Origin of the sequence: Paraglaciecola sp. L1A13 (assembly GCF_009796745.1) — a bacterium.
Lineage (GTDB): Bacteria > Pseudomonadota > Gammaproteobacteria > Enterobacterales > Alteromonadaceae > Paraglaciecola.
Map to the genome: position 1 here is coordinate 3,963,592 of NZ_CP047024.1, position 18,159 is coordinate 3,981,750.

Genomic DNA, 18,159 nt, shown 5'->3' on the forward strand with positions numbered 1-18,159 from the left:
ACATTACTAGCGGGGATTTTTCGACCCAATAACTTGACCATGGCAATATAAATAATGGATAGTTAATCACTCGAACATATGGAATTAAAACCATTAGATAAAAAGCAATATGGAGGGTTAATCAATATTTTAATGTTTAACAGTGAAAGGAAATCATAAGGTTACTAATACACATATTTAATTAGCGGTAGCCTAAAAATAAAAATCTATAAAAATAGAAAGTGAGTTTGATTATGAAGGGAATAACAATAATAACAAAAGCAGTCTTTTTCTTGAATTTAGTACTGTGTTGCTCATCTACATACGCCCAAAATTGGGATAGTTTATTCGACGATGCCAAATATCAAGATGTAAAGTTATCACCGGATGGTGAACATATAGCGGTTGCCATGATGTCTGAAGGTAAGCGTGTTCTGGTTTTTCTAAATCGTACTTCAATGGAATTAGCCGGGTCGCTGAACCTATCAGGCAAAAATGAGGTGGGAGAATACTATTGGGTAAATAACGAACGAGTGGTTATAAAAATTAACCAAAAAGTGGCCGGGTTACGTGAAGCTAGGTTTTTCGGTGAGTTATACGCCATCGATTATGACGGAACTAGAGGCAGCATTATTTATGGTTATCGAGCAGGCGAAAGTCAAATTGGTACGCGAATACAAAAACAAAAGGAAACCCGAGGTTGGGCTAACATTATCGACTTACTCCCTGAAGAGCCTAATCATATATTGATTAGCTCAACACCTTGGAGTGATTCTGGTGATCGCGTCGCGGATATAAATAAAATTGATATCTACAAGGGACTATTAAAAGAACGAGTAGCGATTTCTCCCGTTATCACCGCAGATTTTCTAACCAATGAAAATGGACAATTAACCGTTGCTTACGGTACTGATAAAGACTTTAACCGCCAAGTTTATATCCATCAAGACGGTGATTGGCAAAAAATATCTAACCAAGATTTTGGCAGCTCCTTTACACCGCTAACCGTAGGCACAGATAATAGCTATTTATATGCGTTAGATAATTTAGGACAAGATAAAACAGGATTATTTAAATTCGATCTGAAAAGTGGTGAAAGCAAAGCTATTTTAACAGACGAAAATGTGGATATTACGAGTGTCTCGTTAACAACAGATGGCCGAAATATATATGGATTGCGTGTTGATGACGGTTTTCCAGCATATTACATGCTGAATACGTCTTTACCTGAGGCCAAAGTATTTAAGAGCCTGTTGGCAACCTTTCCCGGTGAATCAGTTGAAATCACCAGCCATTCCAATGACGGTTCGCTGTACACCTTACTTGTCTCTTCAGACATAGATGCTGGCAGCTTCTTTATTTACGATAAAACGGCAAACGCTTTAACATTTCTATTTAAGAAATTTCCGAAACTCAATAGTGACCAAATGGCCATGACCGATCCCTTTAGCTTTACCACGGATAGCGGTCATCAATTAAATGGTTACTTTACCCAAGCAAAAACAGCTAAAAACGCAGGAATTGCGCCCTTGATCGTCGTTGTTCACGGAGGGCCTCACATACGTAACTATTGGACGTACTCTGCCCAAACACAATTCTTGGCGTTAAATGGCTACTCCGTTTTACAGGTTAATTTTAGTGGTTCAACAGGTTACGGTAAATCCTTTGAAAAAGCGGCCTACGGAGAATGGGGTACACTTATTCAACAGGATATTTATGATGCATATCAGTGGGCTATCCAACAAGGCAAAGCACTAAAAGATAAAGCCTGCATTATGGGAGGAAGCTTTGGTGGTTATTCTGCTATTCAAAGTATTATCAATTACCCCACCATATATCAGTGTGCCATCAGTAATGCGGGTGTTTACGACCTTGAAATGATGTTTGAAGAGGGCGATATAGTTGACCGTTCTTGGGGTAGTAGTTATCTGGAAACGACGTTAGGTAAGGATAAAGAACATATTAGGTCTATGTCACCTGTTTACCACGTTGATAAAATACAAGTTCCTGTTTTTCTCGCTCATGGTGAAAAAGATCAACGAGCACCCATTGAGCAACTGGAACGATTGAAAGACGCATTAGATAAAAATGAAAAAGAGTATGAATTTTATGGCGTCAGCGCAGAGAGCCATGGGTTTTACGACCCTGAAAACCAAAAAGCCTATATGAATAAAGTTGTTACGTTTTTGAATAAACACTTGTAACGGATATTGATGTAGATAAATCATTGCGTAGCCGAGCACCCATGATAATGACTTTATGGTGGGTGCTTCTGGCAAATATTTGAGGTTATTGCTACGCATTGGCTTTAATACCAAGTGAATAAACATACCAGCTTAATAACCTGTATCAGTACGAATTGTAGCAACTCGACCTGCCTTAAACGATAATTTAGCACTCATTAACGCAAGTTTATTGTCAGTAAGTGGTTATTTATGATAGAAAAATAGAGGGTGGCATAAATACATGTCATCGCTTGGGTGTACTGCGCGTTTTGAAATAATTCAAAAGTGATTCTCGCCTCTTTGATTCAACTATCAGATTTTAACTATCGGGAACAAACAATGAAGTTTCACATATTCGTATTCGGGGTCTTATCAGCCAGTCTTTGGGGCTGCAGTTCAGCAGAAAATCAAACAAAAATAGCAGTAGAGCTACCCAAACAACAAGCCATGGTGGTCACCGCAAACCCTCATGCAACTGAAGCAGGACTAGCGGTATTGCGCGCCGGTGGTTCCGCCGTAGATGCAGCTGTCGCCATTGAAGCGGTATTAAGCCTAGTAGAGCCGCAAAGCTCTGGCCTAGCCGGTGGTGCATTTATGGTGCATTACGATAATGAAAGCAAAACGTTGGCAGTGTATGACGGCCGCGAATCGGCCCCAAGTGGCGCGACGCCAGATATGTTTATGTTAGAAAACGGCGACTCAATGCCATTTATTCAAGCTAAAACTAGCGGATTGTCTACCGGTGTGCCGGGGGTATTGGCTATGCTGTCGATGGCCCACAAAGAACAAGGCACTTTAGAATGGGCGAGCCTATTTAATTACGCCAGCAAACTTGCCAACGAAGGGTTTGAAATATCACCTCGTTTACATGGCATGTTAGAACGTTTTGGTAAGTATATTCCTAGTACGCCAGACCAAGGGCCAACGGATGCGCACGAGTACTTTTTTGATGACGCCGGCCAACCCTACCCCGTGGGTTACACCTTAAAAAATCCTGACTATGCCAAGACCTTAGACATCATTGCTAAAGATCCTGCTGAGTTCTATCACGGCGATATAGCGAAAAAAATCGCGGCTATGGTGCAGCAGCAACCTAGAGCGGGCTCATTAACCGCAGAAGATATCGCTGCTTACCAGCCTGTAAAACGTGCGGCACTGTGTCAGCCTTATCGCGATACTCAAGTATGTGGCGCACCGCCGCCTTCTTCATGGTTAGCAGTGGGTATGATTATGGGGATTTTAGAAAATGGTCCTCGCCCAAGTGCAGCAGGCCCAGATGATCCCAAAAATTGGGCATTGTTAGCTCAGGCGCAGCAACTTGCTTATGCCGACAGAGACCAATTTATTGCAGATCCTGACTTTATCGATATGCCTCTTAGCGGTATGTTAAACAAAGACTACCTTGCCAAGCGCGCAACCCTTATATCGGATAAAGCCACACCACTGACCTATGCAGTAGGCGATCCTTGGGCCTATAACAACACGCCAAGCAATGAAACTGCGGGGATCGATGCCACGCAAGACGTTCACGGCACCACGCACTTTGTCATTGTGGATACCAAAGGCGATGTGGTCTCAATGACAGCGACAGTTGAAAGCATCTTTGGCACCACGCGTATGGTTGGCGGCATGTTTTTGAACAACCAACTAACTGATTTCTCTTTCCAGCATCATGACAAAAACGGTAACGCTATTGTTAACGCCGTTGCGCCCAATAAACGCCCACGCTCATCTATGTCTCCCTCCATTGTGTTAGACGAGGATGGCGACTTCTTAATGGCCACTGGCTCACCTGGCGGCAATAACATTATTGCCTACACCGTTAAAACATTGGTCGGGGTATTTGAATGGGGACTAGGTCCACAAGCCGCCGTTGATTTGCCGAATATGGTTGCCCGAGGTAAAACCGTGCGCCTAGAAAAAGATGCCGCATCCGATTCATTAATTTCAGCCATGAAAGAAATGGGATTCGACGTTGATGCATCAAAAGGCGAAAATTCAGGCTTAAGCGTGATTATGCGTAAACCTGATGGCAGCCTTGAGGGCGCAGCAGACAAACGCAGAGAAGGCATAATCGGTACGCTTTAGAACGAGCAGCTTTGTTTTGAACAGAAATCTTCACCAACAGATCCTGTAGAAGCAATACATACCGTAAATAGACTTTTCAATTAGCAATATGGCGGCCAATTGGCCGCCATATTTGTTTAGCGAAAATACATTTAACCGTTAGAATCGAGCAAGTAGGCCGCTTTTATGGGCTGCTTCCACTTCTGTGGCGGTGATTTTGTTATCGTTGTTTGTATCCATTAAATCAAAAAACTGACCCAGTCCAATTTTGCGATAACTGCGCCCAGCCTGATTGGCGTAAGCAAGTACTTCTTCGCGCGTTACCACGCAATCACCATTTGCATCTGTGCCGTCAAAACCGTAAGGCGGGTCAACTTTAGCGAACTCATCATCGCTGAGCTTATTGTCTTGGTTTGTGTCAAACAAGTCGAAAAATGTGAGTATGGTGATACGCCTATATTTCCCTTGATCCATAAATGCTTCGAGTTCGTCACGCATCACGGTGCCATCTCGATTAAGATCCGCGTTGTCCATCGGCCCGTGCTCTGCATTGTTCAACGGACCTTGCTGTAATGCTTCGCAGACACTGCGCTGGGATCCGCCCTCAGGCGGCCTGCCTTGATCACGACCACCACGATGATGACCGTCCGGTGGACCCAATGTTGTGCCCGCATTTACTTTCCCAATGTCATTCGAACTGCAAGCGCTCAACGAAAAAGCCACCAGCAGCGCTAGCGCGACATAAGATTTAGCATCACGATTTACCTTCAAAACCTTTTCTCCTGCCAGTTAACGTTAATCAGCACCGTCAGAAACAGTGCTTTAATATGTCACAAAAACCACTTTGTCACCTCACCTGCTATTTACTCAGACTCACACCTAAGTCAAAAGTGCCTTAGGGCAGCGCAAGAACATATTGCTTTTGATGTAACAGGATTTATTCACACCACATGCTAAAATCCCAAAATATCATTTATGATCGTCTGTCGCTCACCGCGTGACGACCACCGCGTGACGGTCACCAAGTGACGACCACCGAGCGTCGCCCACCGCTAGCCGATCGTCATACAGCGTAATCAATAGGGACACATTTGTGGCTGAGCCATTTAAAAACTCGTTAAATCAAAATGTTGTAGAAGATATGGCGGGGTATTTCAGCCTCCATTACAACGAATTCGATAAGCCCGCTTTTGTAGCCGCAGCCAGCAATGGTCTGGCGTCACTTGAATTAAAGGCTCGTACTGAGCATATTACTCAAGCGATGATCCTTTATCTTCCGGCGGACTTTGCACATGCAGGACAAATATTGCTGGCCAGCTTGCCAGCCCTGCAAGACGAGCCACCCACCTCAAGCAGCACTGAAAACCCGGGAATATCCGGTTGGGCAGTCATGACCCTTAGCCATTACGTGGCCTTGCAGGGCCAAGGACATTTTGATTTTTCGATGATGCTGCTAAAGGAGATGACTAAGCGCTTGTCGTCAGAATTTGCTATCCGCTTTTTTATTTTGCAGTCAGCGCAAAATACCTTGGCCATGTTTGCCATGTGGGTAAGCGATCCTGACCAACATGTTCGCCGCCTTGTCTCTGAGGGCAGCAGACCCAGATTACCTTGGGCCATGCAACTTCCTATGTTTATTGCAGACCCTGCACCTGTTATCGCGCTGTTAGAACAGTTAAAAGACGATGACGAAGAATACGTTCGACGCTCAGTTGCCAACAATCTAAATGATATTGCTAAAGATCACCCAGAGTTAGTCGCTGATCTCGCAGAACAATGGTTAAAAGATGCCAATACAAACCGCCGAAGGTTAGTCCGCCATGCTTGTCGTACTTTGATTAAAAATGGTCATAAAAGAACCTTAGCAGCACTGGGCTTTGCACCGCCAGTAATAACGTCGGCAAAGGTTAGCGTGTTAAATACGCAAGTGATATTCGGTGAGGCACTCCAGTTTAGTTTATCGTTAACTTCAAACACGGATGCGCCCCAAGCGCTGATGATTGATTACGTCGTGCATCACCAAAAAGCTAACGGCAAAACCATCGGCAAGGTGTTTAAATGGCGTAATAGCAACTTAATGCCCCGCGAAATCCTGAGTATTGAGAAAAAACATGCCATTAAAGCCATTACCACTCGGGTTTATTATGCCGGTGCACATAGCGTTGAAGTAATAGTGAATGGTATCTCTGTGGGTCGCGCTGACTTTGAATTAATCATGCCTTAAAGATACAAAGCACAGCGCTATTTTTAGCTAAAATGGTGTTTCTTTAAGGTAATGCGTTCGGTAGGGATATCAACCTAAATGGATGGGTTGTAGTGTTATCACGCCAATTAGTCTAGCCTTTTAATTATCAAAATATTATTTGGTTAATTAAATGAAACTCTCTCAATTGGTTTGCTTGGCAATCATTATATTTCTCAGCGCATGTTCACTTAATAAAACGGAAAACGAGTCTGAACCAGCTCCTGTTGTTGAAATCACCCTAAATACAACGCCCACCTTTGACGCGCCTAAAGGCTGGTCTGTGTCAAAAAAAAATGAAACGGTTATGTACACCGCACCTGAAGGCGATACCACACTCACTCTCGTACCGATCGCAAATGCGCTAGATGCCCAGCACGCAGCAAAAATGGCTTGGAAAACGATAGATGCCAATTTCGCACGTAAGGTAAAGCTAAGTACGCAAGAGCCGCCTGCTCGCGGATGGGATGCAATCTGGGAGATTGAATACCAAACCTCTCCTTCCGAAGAGCGGCGGGTCTCCGCCTACCCCCATCATTACGCAGGGAAGTGGACGGTCTTATTAATTGACGGTCATCTAGGCACCATGAGCAAACGAAGTGCAGCGGCACGCACCCTGTATCGAAGTATAACCCGCGCGGGATACCAAGCCGAGGATCTATCAGGGCGCACAGCCAATACCTTGACGCCTGAAATCTTACACGAGCTCTTAGCATTTGTAGAAAGCGCGGCAGAAAACCTCGACATACCCGGTGCTGGCATTGGAATAATGCAAAACGGTACGCTTATATATACTGGCGGAGTCGGCGTAAAAGACATAGAAACGGGTGAGCCCATTGACGGGAATACCCGTTTTATTATCGCCTCTAATACAAAAGGTATGACAACCTTACTACTTGCTAAGCTTGTAGAAATGGGGCGTATCAGGTGGGACGATCCGGTGATTAATCATTATCCAAACTTTCGATTGGGTGACGATAAAACCACACAAAGTGTATTGGTTCGCCATTTAGTGTGTGCCTGCACAGGTTTACCTCGTAAAGATTTTGAATGGGTATTTAATAACACTGCAAGCACACCTGCTATAGCTGTCTTCGATGAATTGGCCGGAACTCAGCCTACTAGTAGCTTTGGTGAGATCTATCAATATAATAATCAGATGGCTGCAGCGGCAGGTTATGTGGCCGCTCATTTGCTTTATCCCAATATGGAAATCGGCGCCGCTTATGATCGCGCTATGCAAGAGTATATTTTTGCGCCCCTGAGTATGAGCAATACCACCTTCGACTTCAAAGCAGCATTAAATGGCAATATTGCTAAGCCCTATACGGTAAATTTTGATGGCGAAATTGAAGACATCAAACAGACCCCAAGTGATGGCTTTAATCATACCATGACAGCCTACCGTCCCGCAGGAGGTGCTTGGTCTACGCCAACAGATATGCTCAAATATATTCAAAATGAACTCACGGCGGGTATCAGCCCTAACGGCACGCGTTTATTTGCTGAGGCACCATTGTTAGAGCGCAGGGCTCCATTTGTAGAAACCGGCGCGGGGTCTTCCTACGGTATGGGTTTGTCAAATAAAGACATGAATGGTATCGCTATTGTGAAACACGGTGGATCAATGGCGGGATATTTGTCTCAAATGTTCATCATTCCAGAATCCAATGTTGGCGCCGTAATTCTAACCAATTCTGATCAAGGCTGGGCACTATTCGAACCCTTCGAACGTAAATTAATAGAGCTACTTTATAACGGCGAATCAAAAGCGGCGGCTCAAGTCACTGCAACGAAGCAAAGTATTGAGCAAGCTCGTGCTAAAGAGCGCGCATTGCTGACCATTCCCGCAGACCCTGACGTCGTCTCAGCGCTGGCCAAAACGTATCATAGCCCCAAACTTGGTACCGTTGATATTCGCGTGATGGATGACGCGATAATACTCGACTCGGGCACTTGGAGCAGTCCCCTAGGTTCAAAGATCAACCCGGACGGCACGGTATCCCTCGTGGCAACAGGCGATGCAACCCTTGGGCAGTTGGAACTGCTCATTGGAGAGACAAACGGTAAACGCACGTTAAGTGTTATTACCCCGCAACACAAATACGTTTTGACCGAGCCTGACTCTTAAGCGATATACTTAGTTTATACGGTAAGTGCCCGGTGTTATTTATCGGTGCAACACCACACATACGGTTCAGCTTTCACGGTACCCTATGGCTTGACCTAAGCGCGTCAACTTAGGTGGTAATGATCCTGTGGCGTAACTTTTGCTGGGGGCTTTAATTGAACTGCGCCTCATGGTGAGAAAAACAGCCAAGGTCAAACCAAGCTGAATAGTAGCTTGTCGCCATTTGCTAAGGTCGCGAATAATATTCGGGGCTAATAACCGTTTATCAACGGAATGAGTCGCGGCTCTTAGCTATACATAACATTGGCGGGGAGAGTTAGCGTCAATAGTCGTATTGCATTGATTAGGTGTAGCCATTACTCTTTGATGTAAGCGTTATCTTACTTAACGCATACCCATTGATATTTATGCAGAATGGTTAGCTATCTAAAATAGCTAACATCAAATAGTATGGAAAGTAGCATTTTATTTGGCTTTTAGCATGACGAAAAACCAATTAGCCTGCTCGCTTTCTTTACGGAAATAGCGCAAAGGAATCGTTTTAATAAATGGTTTTAAGGAATTACTCCAGCAATCAGTATGCGAAATTCACTCATATTAGGCATTATTTTTCTTATCTTATCGTCGTTTGTTATGGGCGATCTCGCCGTTGCACAAGAAAATTCCACCACCGATGAAGCACAATTATTTACGCAGATTGAGTTAATCGACAATAAAAGCAACGAGTCGCCACTTGAAATGCTGAAAAAACTCAACGCCATTATTGCTACCTGTAAAAAAAATAATTGGCAACAGGCTTGTCTATACGCATCCACTCTAAAAGTCGAATCACTTCTTTCCACGACTGATATTAACGAAGCAGAAAAATTACTTAAGCCATTAATGACGTTAGCAAATAAACTCAATAAGCCAACAATATTAATACGACTAGAATTAGTTGATTTAAACATTAAAGATTCGAAAGGTTTGTTTGAAGGCATTCCCGAACTACAATCCCGTTTGCTTGAAAAAGCCAGCACTGTCGCATCGCCTCAATTAGCGGGGGAAATTTATCATGACGTAGGCGACAGCTTGTATCAATCTTTGGATTATACCGGTGCCCTGCTATCGCTCAATCAAGCCTATGAATCATACCAATTAGCGAATGATTTATCCGCGGTGGGAAGAGTGCTAAACACCTTAGCCAATATAAATAATTCCCTAGGGAATACTGATGTCGCCCTTGAATACTTGCAAAAATCCCTTGCTATATCCTATGAGTTAAACAATAAATTTGGCAGTTCAATTGTCCTTTTTAACATGAGTTATTCATACTTAAATAGCGACAATATCAAGGAAGCTAGGAACCATATGCAGCAAGCAATGCAATTGAGCATTGAATTAAATGATGACATTGGCATAGCGTGGGCGAAAAAAGAATTGGCTAGCTACGATATTCAAGAGAAAAACTGGCAAAACGCCATTGCGTTATACACCGAAATCGAACCTATATTTATACAAAGTGGCTCTGCGCTGCCTCTATTTGAAACACTTAAAGGGCAAGCGCTAGCGTATTTAGCGCTAAACGAATTAGACCTTGCTAAGCAAAAAGCCGATCAATGCCGGCGTATTTTGAAAAATCTTAAAGATCCTATTTACCAAATAGCGCTACATAAAATTGATGCTGATATTGCATATGCAAAAAAGGATTTTCAACAAGCCTTCGATATTTTGGCTGAGAACTATACGTTCGCCAATGATGTTCGCTCAGAGGAAAAGCAGAAAGAGATTGAAAAACAGCTTATTCGATTCAGTAGCAAATTGAAGGAGAAGGAAAACCAAGCGCTGGTCACTGAAAATAAACTTAAAAACCTGCAAATAAATCAGCAGGCCGCTCAGCAAAAGCTGTGGTGGCTGGTAATCGGATTTGGTATTTTATTGCTGCTTGCGGTAGGTTTTATGTTATTTATTCAAACCAGAAATCGAAACCACTTTAAGTCAATGGCATTGAATGACCACTTGACCAACTCACCTAATCGACGGGCAATACTAGAATACGCTGAATTACGTTTTCAAGAATCTATCCGCACCCAACAAACGTTGACGATAGGCATAATCGATATCGACAACTTTAAGAAGCTTAACGATAAATACGGTCACAAAGTGGGCGACGATGTTCTGGTTGCATTTGCTACAGCATGTAAAAACACGATTAGACAATATGACAAATTTGGTCGATATGGCGGTGAAGAATGGTTATTTGTATTTGCTAATACGACCCCAGCAGAAATCTCGGCTATTTTTAGCCGAATACGTGATGAATTACATAAAATAATCCAGCAAAGACAACATGATTTTAGCAACGTCACCTTCTCAATGGGCGTTGCAACGTACCACAAAGACACTGATAAAACGCTGCACAATCTAATCAATCGTGCGGACCAAAACCTATATAAGGCAAAGGCTTTAGGCAAGGATCAGATCGTCTTTTAACTATTGGTATAGCGTTACTTTCAAGATATAACACCAATATCCGTCATGACGACTTTTCCACAAGCACACTATTGACCTAATCATCAGGCGTCACGTGCTATGCATTTCTGCCCGTTTAGCTTGAGTGGAACTGTTCGTTAATGCTCAAGGCTAATGCAGTACGCTGCGCAGCATCGAAATATAACCTGATGGTAAGGGTGTATTGGCATACGCCTTTTTGGCCACCAGCCAACGGTGCATCAATGGTAAATTATAGGGCGGCACTGAGGGCAATAAATGATGTTCAATATGGTAGTTTACATATACCGGACTGACTAATAATCGCTCCCACCAACTCGATAAGGTGGTGCGGGTATTTTCGAACATGTTCGGACTATTAGAATTAGGTACAGCGGCGTGTTCACCAATATGCCGGATGCGTAAAAACAGAAAATAAATCGTATTGTAGGCAGCGAACCATACTAGGTATAACCACGCCATATTTAATGCATAACAGCATAAAAATATAACCAGATTAACGACTATTCCTCTGAATAATGCCTGATTCGAAACCATGCTATTTTGCGACCCAAGACGTGTTTTAACAATATAAAACCAGAATTTCAGTGCCGTTAAGCCACAAACATCGCGCAAAAATTTGCGCAGCAATGACGCCTTAGTGATCGGATAAGCGGCATAATTAGCCAAATCAGGATCATCCGCCGAGCCAACATCTTTGTGATGAATAGTGTGCTGCCGTGAGTAGGTTCGCATATCTGTGAATACCGGCGCAGACACCAGCCACGTGCCGACAAATTGATTGAGCATACTTGATTTAAACAGACTATTGTGACCACAATCGTGCATTAAAATAGCAAAACTCAGTTGTCGCCCGGCAATAATTAATAGCGCGATGGCTAGCGTAAAAAAGTTGGGCCAAACTGCCACAAGCGCCATAGCCGCGATAACCCACGCCCAACAGCTCAGAACCAATAGTGAGGCGCGCAGGTTACTTCTGGTCATCAGTTGTACAATTTCTGGCCTGGTAAATACGTCATGTGCTTTCATCGACTTATCCTAGTATTACGAAACGTTGATCACGGCAGACTCGCCCATAAACTGAGCCCAAATTTTCTGCCCGCAAACATCGTAGTCGCACATGGCATGGCGCAACTGTTCACGCTTGGGGGTACAAAACATTTCATCCGGTAGCAAGGGATCTTTAACCAATAAACTTATCGTCTCGCCACCTATCATAAAACTCTCACGCAGGGCGTCTTTCACCTTTAATTTATCAAGGCGGGCTTTGCTTGTAGTCAATTGGCTTAGCTGTTGCTCGTACAGGGTTTGAAGTTCTTGGGTATTCCATAAAGTGCTTTCCCATATGAATTGTTCGGGACCTGGAATATCCGAGGCCTTAAAAACTAACGCTTCTGGCTCAAGGCCAACCAACTGATACAAGGCACGTAATTCACTCAAAGCAGGCAGTAAATTATTCGGGCGTATCCATACTTTATTTTGCGCCTTGCGAAAACCGAAGAACTGCAAGGTACTTTGGCTTGAAGAGCGGGTTGCGCGATCAGGATTACTAGGTAAAAGAACCATTAGCCAATCGTCTTTTTGCCATTCTTTACGCCGTAAATCCCCTAATTTCCATTGCTCAATGTAGTCACTAAGCAAATCGGTATTAGAGCCCATGCGATATCCACTGCTACCGTCTGCTTCTATTTTCCCCGCGGTCAAAAGACGTGTTAAGGCCACTCGCATCGTGCTCGCCTTAAAGTCGAACAACTCCCCTACAGCGATTAACTTAGCCGCTTGGCAATAGCCACTGCGGGTTAATCGCAGCACATCAAGAATAATGGTCTTGGGGGTTATTTGGTGTCGTTTAAGCATTGGGCTTGCTCGATAATAGTGCCTGCATTTATTATTACCACAAATTACATTTTACGCAAATAAATGTAATAGAGTTAAATAACCGAAGCAAGTTAGCTGGCCTTGAACGGGAAACGCTGCGCATTAGTCCTTAGCAAAATAGAGCAAAAATTCACTCGTCAAGTATCGCGGTTGAGCTTGAAGATCTGAAAATAGGTGAGAAAATAGCTGGGTACGTATGACATTGCAGCCAAAGCAGTCTCAATACAGGTATGGAAAACATTAACAGAAAAGCCCATATGAGCGAGCCCTTGTTGTGGATCTCAAGGGCTTGCGGCTATCTTGCGTTATCCGCTAACGAAGACGGCAGTTTCAACAATCCGGTAATTTGTTAAGGCGGCCCTTTGCAGCACTATTTGCCAGCAATAAGTGTCGAGTTAGCATTTGGTAAGAGTGTTATGTAATAGGGGCTAGGTATTACTCAAGCCGCTATTAAATAAGACTCTTGTCTTATATTTTTTGCATTGCGCTGGTAAGAACCTTTGCCTTTTTTGGCTTTCACTACCTGCATCTTATAAAGCTTTGACGTCACTATTGCGGCTAAAAAATTATCTTTAATTTTTCCTCGCCCTAAATCTGTCTCACCCACTTGCGCTTTCGCTAGTGTACTTTTCTGCTTACTCATCATTTTTCCTTTAAGGTTAGGTATTTAATGCCCTAGATAGGGTGATCCATTATACCACTATCTCGCGCATTCATAATAACGATATTGCAACCAAGAGGGTTGTTTTGGCGTTGGCATAAATGCGCGATTTTATCTGTCGGGTATAACAGTCTTAGTCAGGCACTTTCATTTTCATATTGCCGTCGTAGGCTGTATCTGGATCGCCTCCGTATCTGTGATTGCGGTTAAGCTGATCGATTACACTTATCTCTTTAGCACTGAGTTCAAACGAGTCAAGTTCAAGATTAGCTTTGATATTTTTCTCACTTTCAGCTTTAGGAATAGCGATACGCCCTTGCTGTATATCCCACTTTAAAATCACTTGCCCTGCACTGACCCCATATTTTTCAGCTATGTTTAGGATCACCGGATCTGCTATTGGTTTTTCACTGGTGGGAACACCACTCCACGTACCTGAGCCAAGTGGCGACCAGCAGGAGACATAAATATCATGTTTATCACACACCTCACATAACGCTTTCTGCGTTAAATACGGATGCAGCTCCAATTGGTTGTAAACCGGTTTCACTTTCGCAAAAGACAACAATTGTTCTATGTCTGATTGTCTAAAATTAGACAAGCCTAAGTGGCGTACCTTACCCTGCCCATTAAGGTGTTCTAACGCTTGCCATGTAGCTTGGGTTTTAGCTGGATTTGGCCAATGGACTAAATACAAGTCAATATAATCCATGTCTAAGCGTTTCAGGCTAGCATCAAAGGCTTTCAGGGTTTCGTCATAGCCTTGCTCGGTATCCCATACTTTACTAACGACAAAGAACGCTTCTCTTGGTATACCCGATGCTTTAATGGCTTTACCCACACTACGCTCGTTGCCATAGAGCGAGGCTGTATCGATGTGGCGATACCCTGCTTTAATGGCTTTGAGTATAGTGTCGACGACATAGTCGTCATCTTGTTGCCACCCACCTATGGCACAAGTACCAAAACCTAGTGCGGGAAAGCGAGTGCCATCTTTTAATACGATTTCGTGCTGCATGAATTATTCTCCTTTTCTAACATTAGATATGAGGCCGTGACATGCACATTCAAGTTAAAGCATATAAAACAATTGAGCCCGTATGAACAGTGCTGGCTTAGTAATAAGCGCGACGAAAAACAACGCTTTAGTACCCTACTGCCGCACCCTGTGGACGCCTAGCATCATTAGCACCATAATAAAGTCCGGCGCGAACTTTACCTGATACCCCCGCGTCACTAACGTTAGACTTTTCTTCTTTTTTCATATCTGGTAGCCCTACCATAATGGCTTCAGCGGCGCCCCATGTGCCTCTTTCTAACATCGTGTAACCACGTGATTTGAGAATTTTCAGGGTGTCGGGTGATATCCCTCTTTTTTCGTACATTACAATATCGGGTAGCCACTGTTGATGGATACGCGGTGCATTAACTGCTTCTTGTAAGTTCATGCCGTAGTCGATGATGTTCATTACCGTGTTGAGGGTAATAGTAATAATCAGTGAGCCCCCTGGTGAGCCAAGGACTAAAAAAGGTTGGTCATTCTTAGTCACTATGGTCGGTGACATAGAGGAAAGAGGACGTTTACCCGGGGCAATAGCATTGTTCTTGCCTTGCACTAGGCCAAACATATTTTTACTACCAATTTTAGATGTGAAGTCATCCATTTCGTCGTTTAACCAAAATCCCGCGCCAGGGGCCATAACGCCTCCTCCAAAACGACCGTTAATGGTGTAAGTGGTTGAAACGGCATTACCGTTTTTATCGATAACGGAATAATGAGTGGTTTGCGGTTTTTCGTGAGGGGAAACCCCTGCCGCCAATTCACTTGATGGTGTGGCGTTAATCGGGTCTATTTGCTGACGAATTTTAGCTGCGTATTCTTTGCTAAGTAACTTTTCAACGGGCACCTCAACAAAGTCAGGGTCGCCTAGTAAACTATTGCGATCAACAAACGCGTGGCGCATGGCTTCAACGGTGTAATGTATTGCATCAGACGAGCCATAGCCCATCGAGCTCATGTCATAGCCTTCCAATATATTGAGAATTTGGCACATAGTCGTGCCACCAGAGCTTGGCGGTGGAGCAGAAATAAAGTCGTAACCCCGATAGGAACATTTTATGGGCGTGCGTTCTTTTGCTGTATAGTTTGCAAAATCCGTTGCCGTTAAATAACCACCATTGGCTCGTGAGGCTTTTTCGATAGTTTTGGGTAAATCCCCCTTATAAAAAGCATCAGGTCCATTTTTAGCAATAGATTGTAAAGTCACGGCTAGTGCTTTTTGAGTAAGCCTGTCTCCCGGTTGCAGCGGGCTACCATCAGCGCGTAAAAAGATATTTTTTGCTTGCTCGTCACCGCGCATTTTCCCTAAGCTGGTATCAATAACATCCGTATCGCCACGGGTTAATATAAACCCTTGGTCGGCAAGCTTTATGGCTGGTGCCATAATCTGTGCTCGCGTCAGGGTGCCCGATCCAAAACGCGTTAAGGCTAACTCCAGCCCTTTCACAGTGCCTGGCACACCGATAGCTCCCCACCCCATGGTACTGGCTTTGGGAATAAGATTTCCATCTTGATCTTGGTACATTGCGGCACTAGCTGCGGCAGGTGCCATTTCGCGAAAATCAATGAAGTGATCGTTGCCATTAGCCAAATGTAAGGTCATAAACCCACCACCACCGATGTTACCGCAACAAGGATTAACAACCGCTTGTGCGTAACCTACCGCTACTGCAGCATCGACGGCGTTACCGCCCAATTTCATAATTTCGATACCGGCTTGGGATGCAAAGCGCTGTGAAGAAACCACCATGCCATTTTCAGCTTCAACGGGTGGTAAAGATGCCCCGTAACTTTGCAACGACAAAAGAGGTGCGACTACCGATAGGGCTAAAAGTGACCCTTTCAGGAAGTATGTTTTATGTTTCATTTATTATTCCTAGTAATGGTCAATCGCGTCACATTATCAAAGACAGTCAAAAATGAAAAAGCAAAAAGTGTAAGCCTGTCCTTCTGCATGTCTCACGCTTTATCGCTGGCCATTTCACTGGACCATAAGCTGCATTACTTAGATGGCAACACGCGTTGAATTATGAGTAGGCTAATGAGTTAGGTTTACCCAAAGAATCTGTCTATTTTTATGTATTACGTATCTAAAAAGCGTTAGATTGGAATAATTTTACTGTGATGGTTTAACCATACTCGGTTAGCTGGCCTAAACGGCGCTAAGCAGTGCATAAAAAAGTGTGAAGGCCGGGTTGTTTACACAAATAAAAAAGGAGTCACCAAAAAGCGGCAGAGGAATATTGCCTGGGGTGAGTTGGGTGACTCCTAAAAATCGTTATAACGCTACTCAGACGCGTATTCTGACAGCGTTATACTTTAAATTTGGATAGCTAAATTAGCTTAGCTAGGCTGACAATACGCATAATTAGCGGAACGGTGGAAGGTTTGCTATCGCTAAGCATTCCTGTCAGTCCGCCTGCGGCGAATCCAGCTACGGGTGCCATAGGCAATCGACATAATTCTCGACCAGCACTGGCAATCTGCTCTTTGCGCGCTAAAATTATTTGCTGATTTTCGTACGCTTTTCGCTCAATATTTTCCACGTCAGTTAGACGTCGACCGAGCAAGAGTCGGCTCATCGTTATACGATTTAACACGGGCACACCCCTATCAAATAAACAGGCTTAGTGCTGGCTAGCACTCGTTGTCTCTTTAGTATGGTCAGGTTTTGTTGTAAGACTTACATCGGTAGATAACGTAAGCGCCTCCCATGCGCGACTAAAGCTGATATGCCTTAATAGTGCACGTATAGTGGCAATTAACCCCCATAACACCAAACCATTAAGCAATAAAATACTGCTTCCGACCCATGCCCAGTGCAAACCTAACTGGACTAAACCTAGTGCCAGCATTGCGTTGAGCGTCAACCATAAGGTTGCTCCAACGGCGGTTAACAACAGCACACCTGTCATTACAAGCAACAGAGCGCGAGCGGACAATTTCCATTCACGCCCCATTAATGTTTTGGCCAGCGAGAACTGGCGCTGATAACGCTGGCCTGCATCCGTTGCGGCCCCCATCATTTCCTTTATAAGATCGACCGCTTCGGCATCACTGCTTGCGTCTCTTGCCTGATCTGGGTTTGGCGTATTCACTGTATTAACGTCTACGAAGTAAAGAAGACAACAGCATACCGGCAGTAAACGCTATTCCCACGGTCGCGACAGGATTTTCAGCGGCGAAACGGCGTACTTCTGAGCCATTCCATTGCTTAACAATCTTGTCTTGAGTTTCCCCTAGAGATTCAGCCGAACGATGGGCGGTCTCACGCACTGAGCGTTCTGCTTTTGAGGCTTTATCAGCTACTGCATCTACTGATTCATGCAAAGCTTCTTGAGCCCGCTTAGAAATAGGTGAGTCTTGTTTCGCAGTAGTATTCGATGACGCTGTTTTTGCATTTTCCATAGTAATCCCCTTACGATG

Annotated in this window: 14 protein-coding genes; 5 read left to right on the forward strand and 9 right to left on the reverse strand. The window is 44.0% G+C overall.

Annotation, left to right across the window (positions count from 1 at the left end; translation table 11 throughout):
• The first annotated feature begins 272 nt into the window (after positions 1-272).
• Together GQR89_RS16795 and ggt (GQR89_RS16800) are read left to right on the forward strand one after the other, a co-directional pair.
• Positions 273-2,183 (forward strand): S9 family peptidase, encoded by a 1,911-nt coding sequence (locus tag GQR89_RS16795; RefSeq protein ID WP_158771109.1) that lies wholly within the window; start codon positions 273-275, stop codon positions 2,181-2,183.
• Between the two features lie 360 nt (positions 2,184-2,543).
• On the forward strand, positions 2,544-4,292 hold the full coding sequence (ggt, locus tag GQR89_RS16800) for a gamma-glutamyltransferase (protein WP_158771110.1): 1,749 nt from the start codon (positions 2,544-2,546) through the stop codon (positions 4,290-4,292).
• A gap of 138 nt (positions 4,293-4,430) precedes the next feature.
• Here the strand turns inward: ggt (GQR89_RS16800) and GQR89_RS16805 are convergent, their stop codons facing one another.
• Entirely contained in the window at positions 4,431-5,042 is a 612-nt protein-coding gene (locus tag GQR89_RS16805) for an EF-hand domain-containing protein (protein ID WP_158771111.1), read from the reverse strand.
• A 322-nt stretch (positions 5,043-5,364) separates the two neighbouring features.
• Between GQR89_RS16805 and GQR89_RS16810 the strand changes: the two genes are divergently transcribed.
• The 3 genes from GQR89_RS16810 to GQR89_RS16820 all read left to right on the forward strand — a co-directional run bounded on the left by GQR89_RS16810 (position 5,365) and on the right by GQR89_RS16820 (position 11,116).
• Positions 5,365-6,495 carry a DNA alkylation repair protein gene (locus GQR89_RS16810; protein WP_158771112.1) on the forward strand — a complete coding sequence of 377 codons (1,131 nt, stop codon included), beginning with the start codon at positions 5,365-5,367 and terminating at the stop codon, positions 6,493-6,495.
• Between the two features lie 151 nt (positions 6,496-6,646).
• Complete coding sequence (locus tag GQR89_RS16815) at positions 6,647-8,644, forward strand: serine hydrolase (protein WP_158771113.1); 1,998 nt, start codon at positions 6,647-6,649, stop codon at positions 8,642-8,644.
• Between the two features lie 579 nt (positions 8,645-9,223).
• Positions 9,224-11,116, forward strand: a complete 1,893-nt coding sequence (locus GQR89_RS16820) for a GGDEF domain-containing protein (protein ID WP_158771114.1) — start codon at positions 9,224-9,226, stop codon at positions 11,114-11,116.
• A 150-nt stretch (positions 11,117-11,266) separates the two neighbouring features.
• Here GQR89_RS16820 and GQR89_RS16825 read toward each other — a convergent pair whose 3' ends face one another.
• The 8 genes from GQR89_RS16825 to GQR89_RS16860 form a co-directional block, all read right to left on the reverse strand.
• Positions 11,267-12,163, reverse strand: a complete 897-nt coding sequence (locus GQR89_RS16825; RefSeq protein WP_158771115.1) for a fatty acid desaturase family protein — start codon at positions 12,161-12,163, stop codon at positions 11,267-11,269.
• Between the two features lie 15 nt (positions 12,164-12,178).
• Positions 12,179-12,991 (reverse strand): transcriptional regulator, encoded by an 813-nt coding sequence (locus tag GQR89_RS16830; protein ID WP_158771116.1) that lies wholly within the window; start codon positions 12,989-12,991, stop codon positions 12,179-12,181.
• A 460-nt stretch (positions 12,992-13,451) separates the two neighbouring features.
• A complete protein-coding gene (locus GQR89_RS16835; RefSeq protein WP_370460956.1) occupies positions 13,452-13,658 on the reverse strand; it encodes an alternative ribosome-rescue factor A in 207 nt (68 codons plus the stop codon).
• 148 nt (positions 13,659-13,806) lie between these two features.
• On the reverse strand, positions 13,807-14,691 hold the full coding sequence (locus GQR89_RS16840) for an aldo/keto reductase (protein WP_158771118.1): 885 nt from the start codon (positions 14,689-14,691) through the stop codon (positions 13,807-13,809).
• Positions 14,692-14,818: 127 nt separating this feature from the next.
• Positions 14,819-16,600 carry a gamma-glutamyltransferase gene (gene ggt / locus GQR89_RS16845; protein ID WP_158771119.1) on the reverse strand — a complete coding sequence of 594 codons (1,782 nt, stop codon included), beginning with the start codon at positions 16,598-16,600 and terminating at the stop codon, positions 14,819-14,821.
• Positions 16,601-17,066: 466 nt separating this feature from the next.
• On the reverse strand, positions 17,067-17,333 hold the full coding sequence (locus tag GQR89_RS16850; protein ID WP_158771120.1) for a hypothetical protein: 267 nt from the start codon (positions 17,331-17,333) through the stop codon (positions 17,067-17,069).
• Positions 17,334-17,360: 27 nt separating this feature from the next.
• Positions 17,361-17,831: a hypothetical protein gene (locus GQR89_RS16855; RefSeq protein ID WP_158771121.1), complete on the reverse strand. Its 471-nt coding sequence runs from the start codon at positions 17,829-17,831 to the stop codon at positions 17,361-17,363.
• Positions 17,832-17,835: 4 nt separating this feature from the next.
• Complete coding sequence (locus tag GQR89_RS16860) at positions 17,836-18,141, reverse strand: YqjD family protein (RefSeq protein ID WP_158771122.1); 306 nt, start codon at positions 18,139-18,141, stop codon at positions 17,836-17,838.
• Positions 18,142-18,159 lie beyond the last annotated feature (18 nt).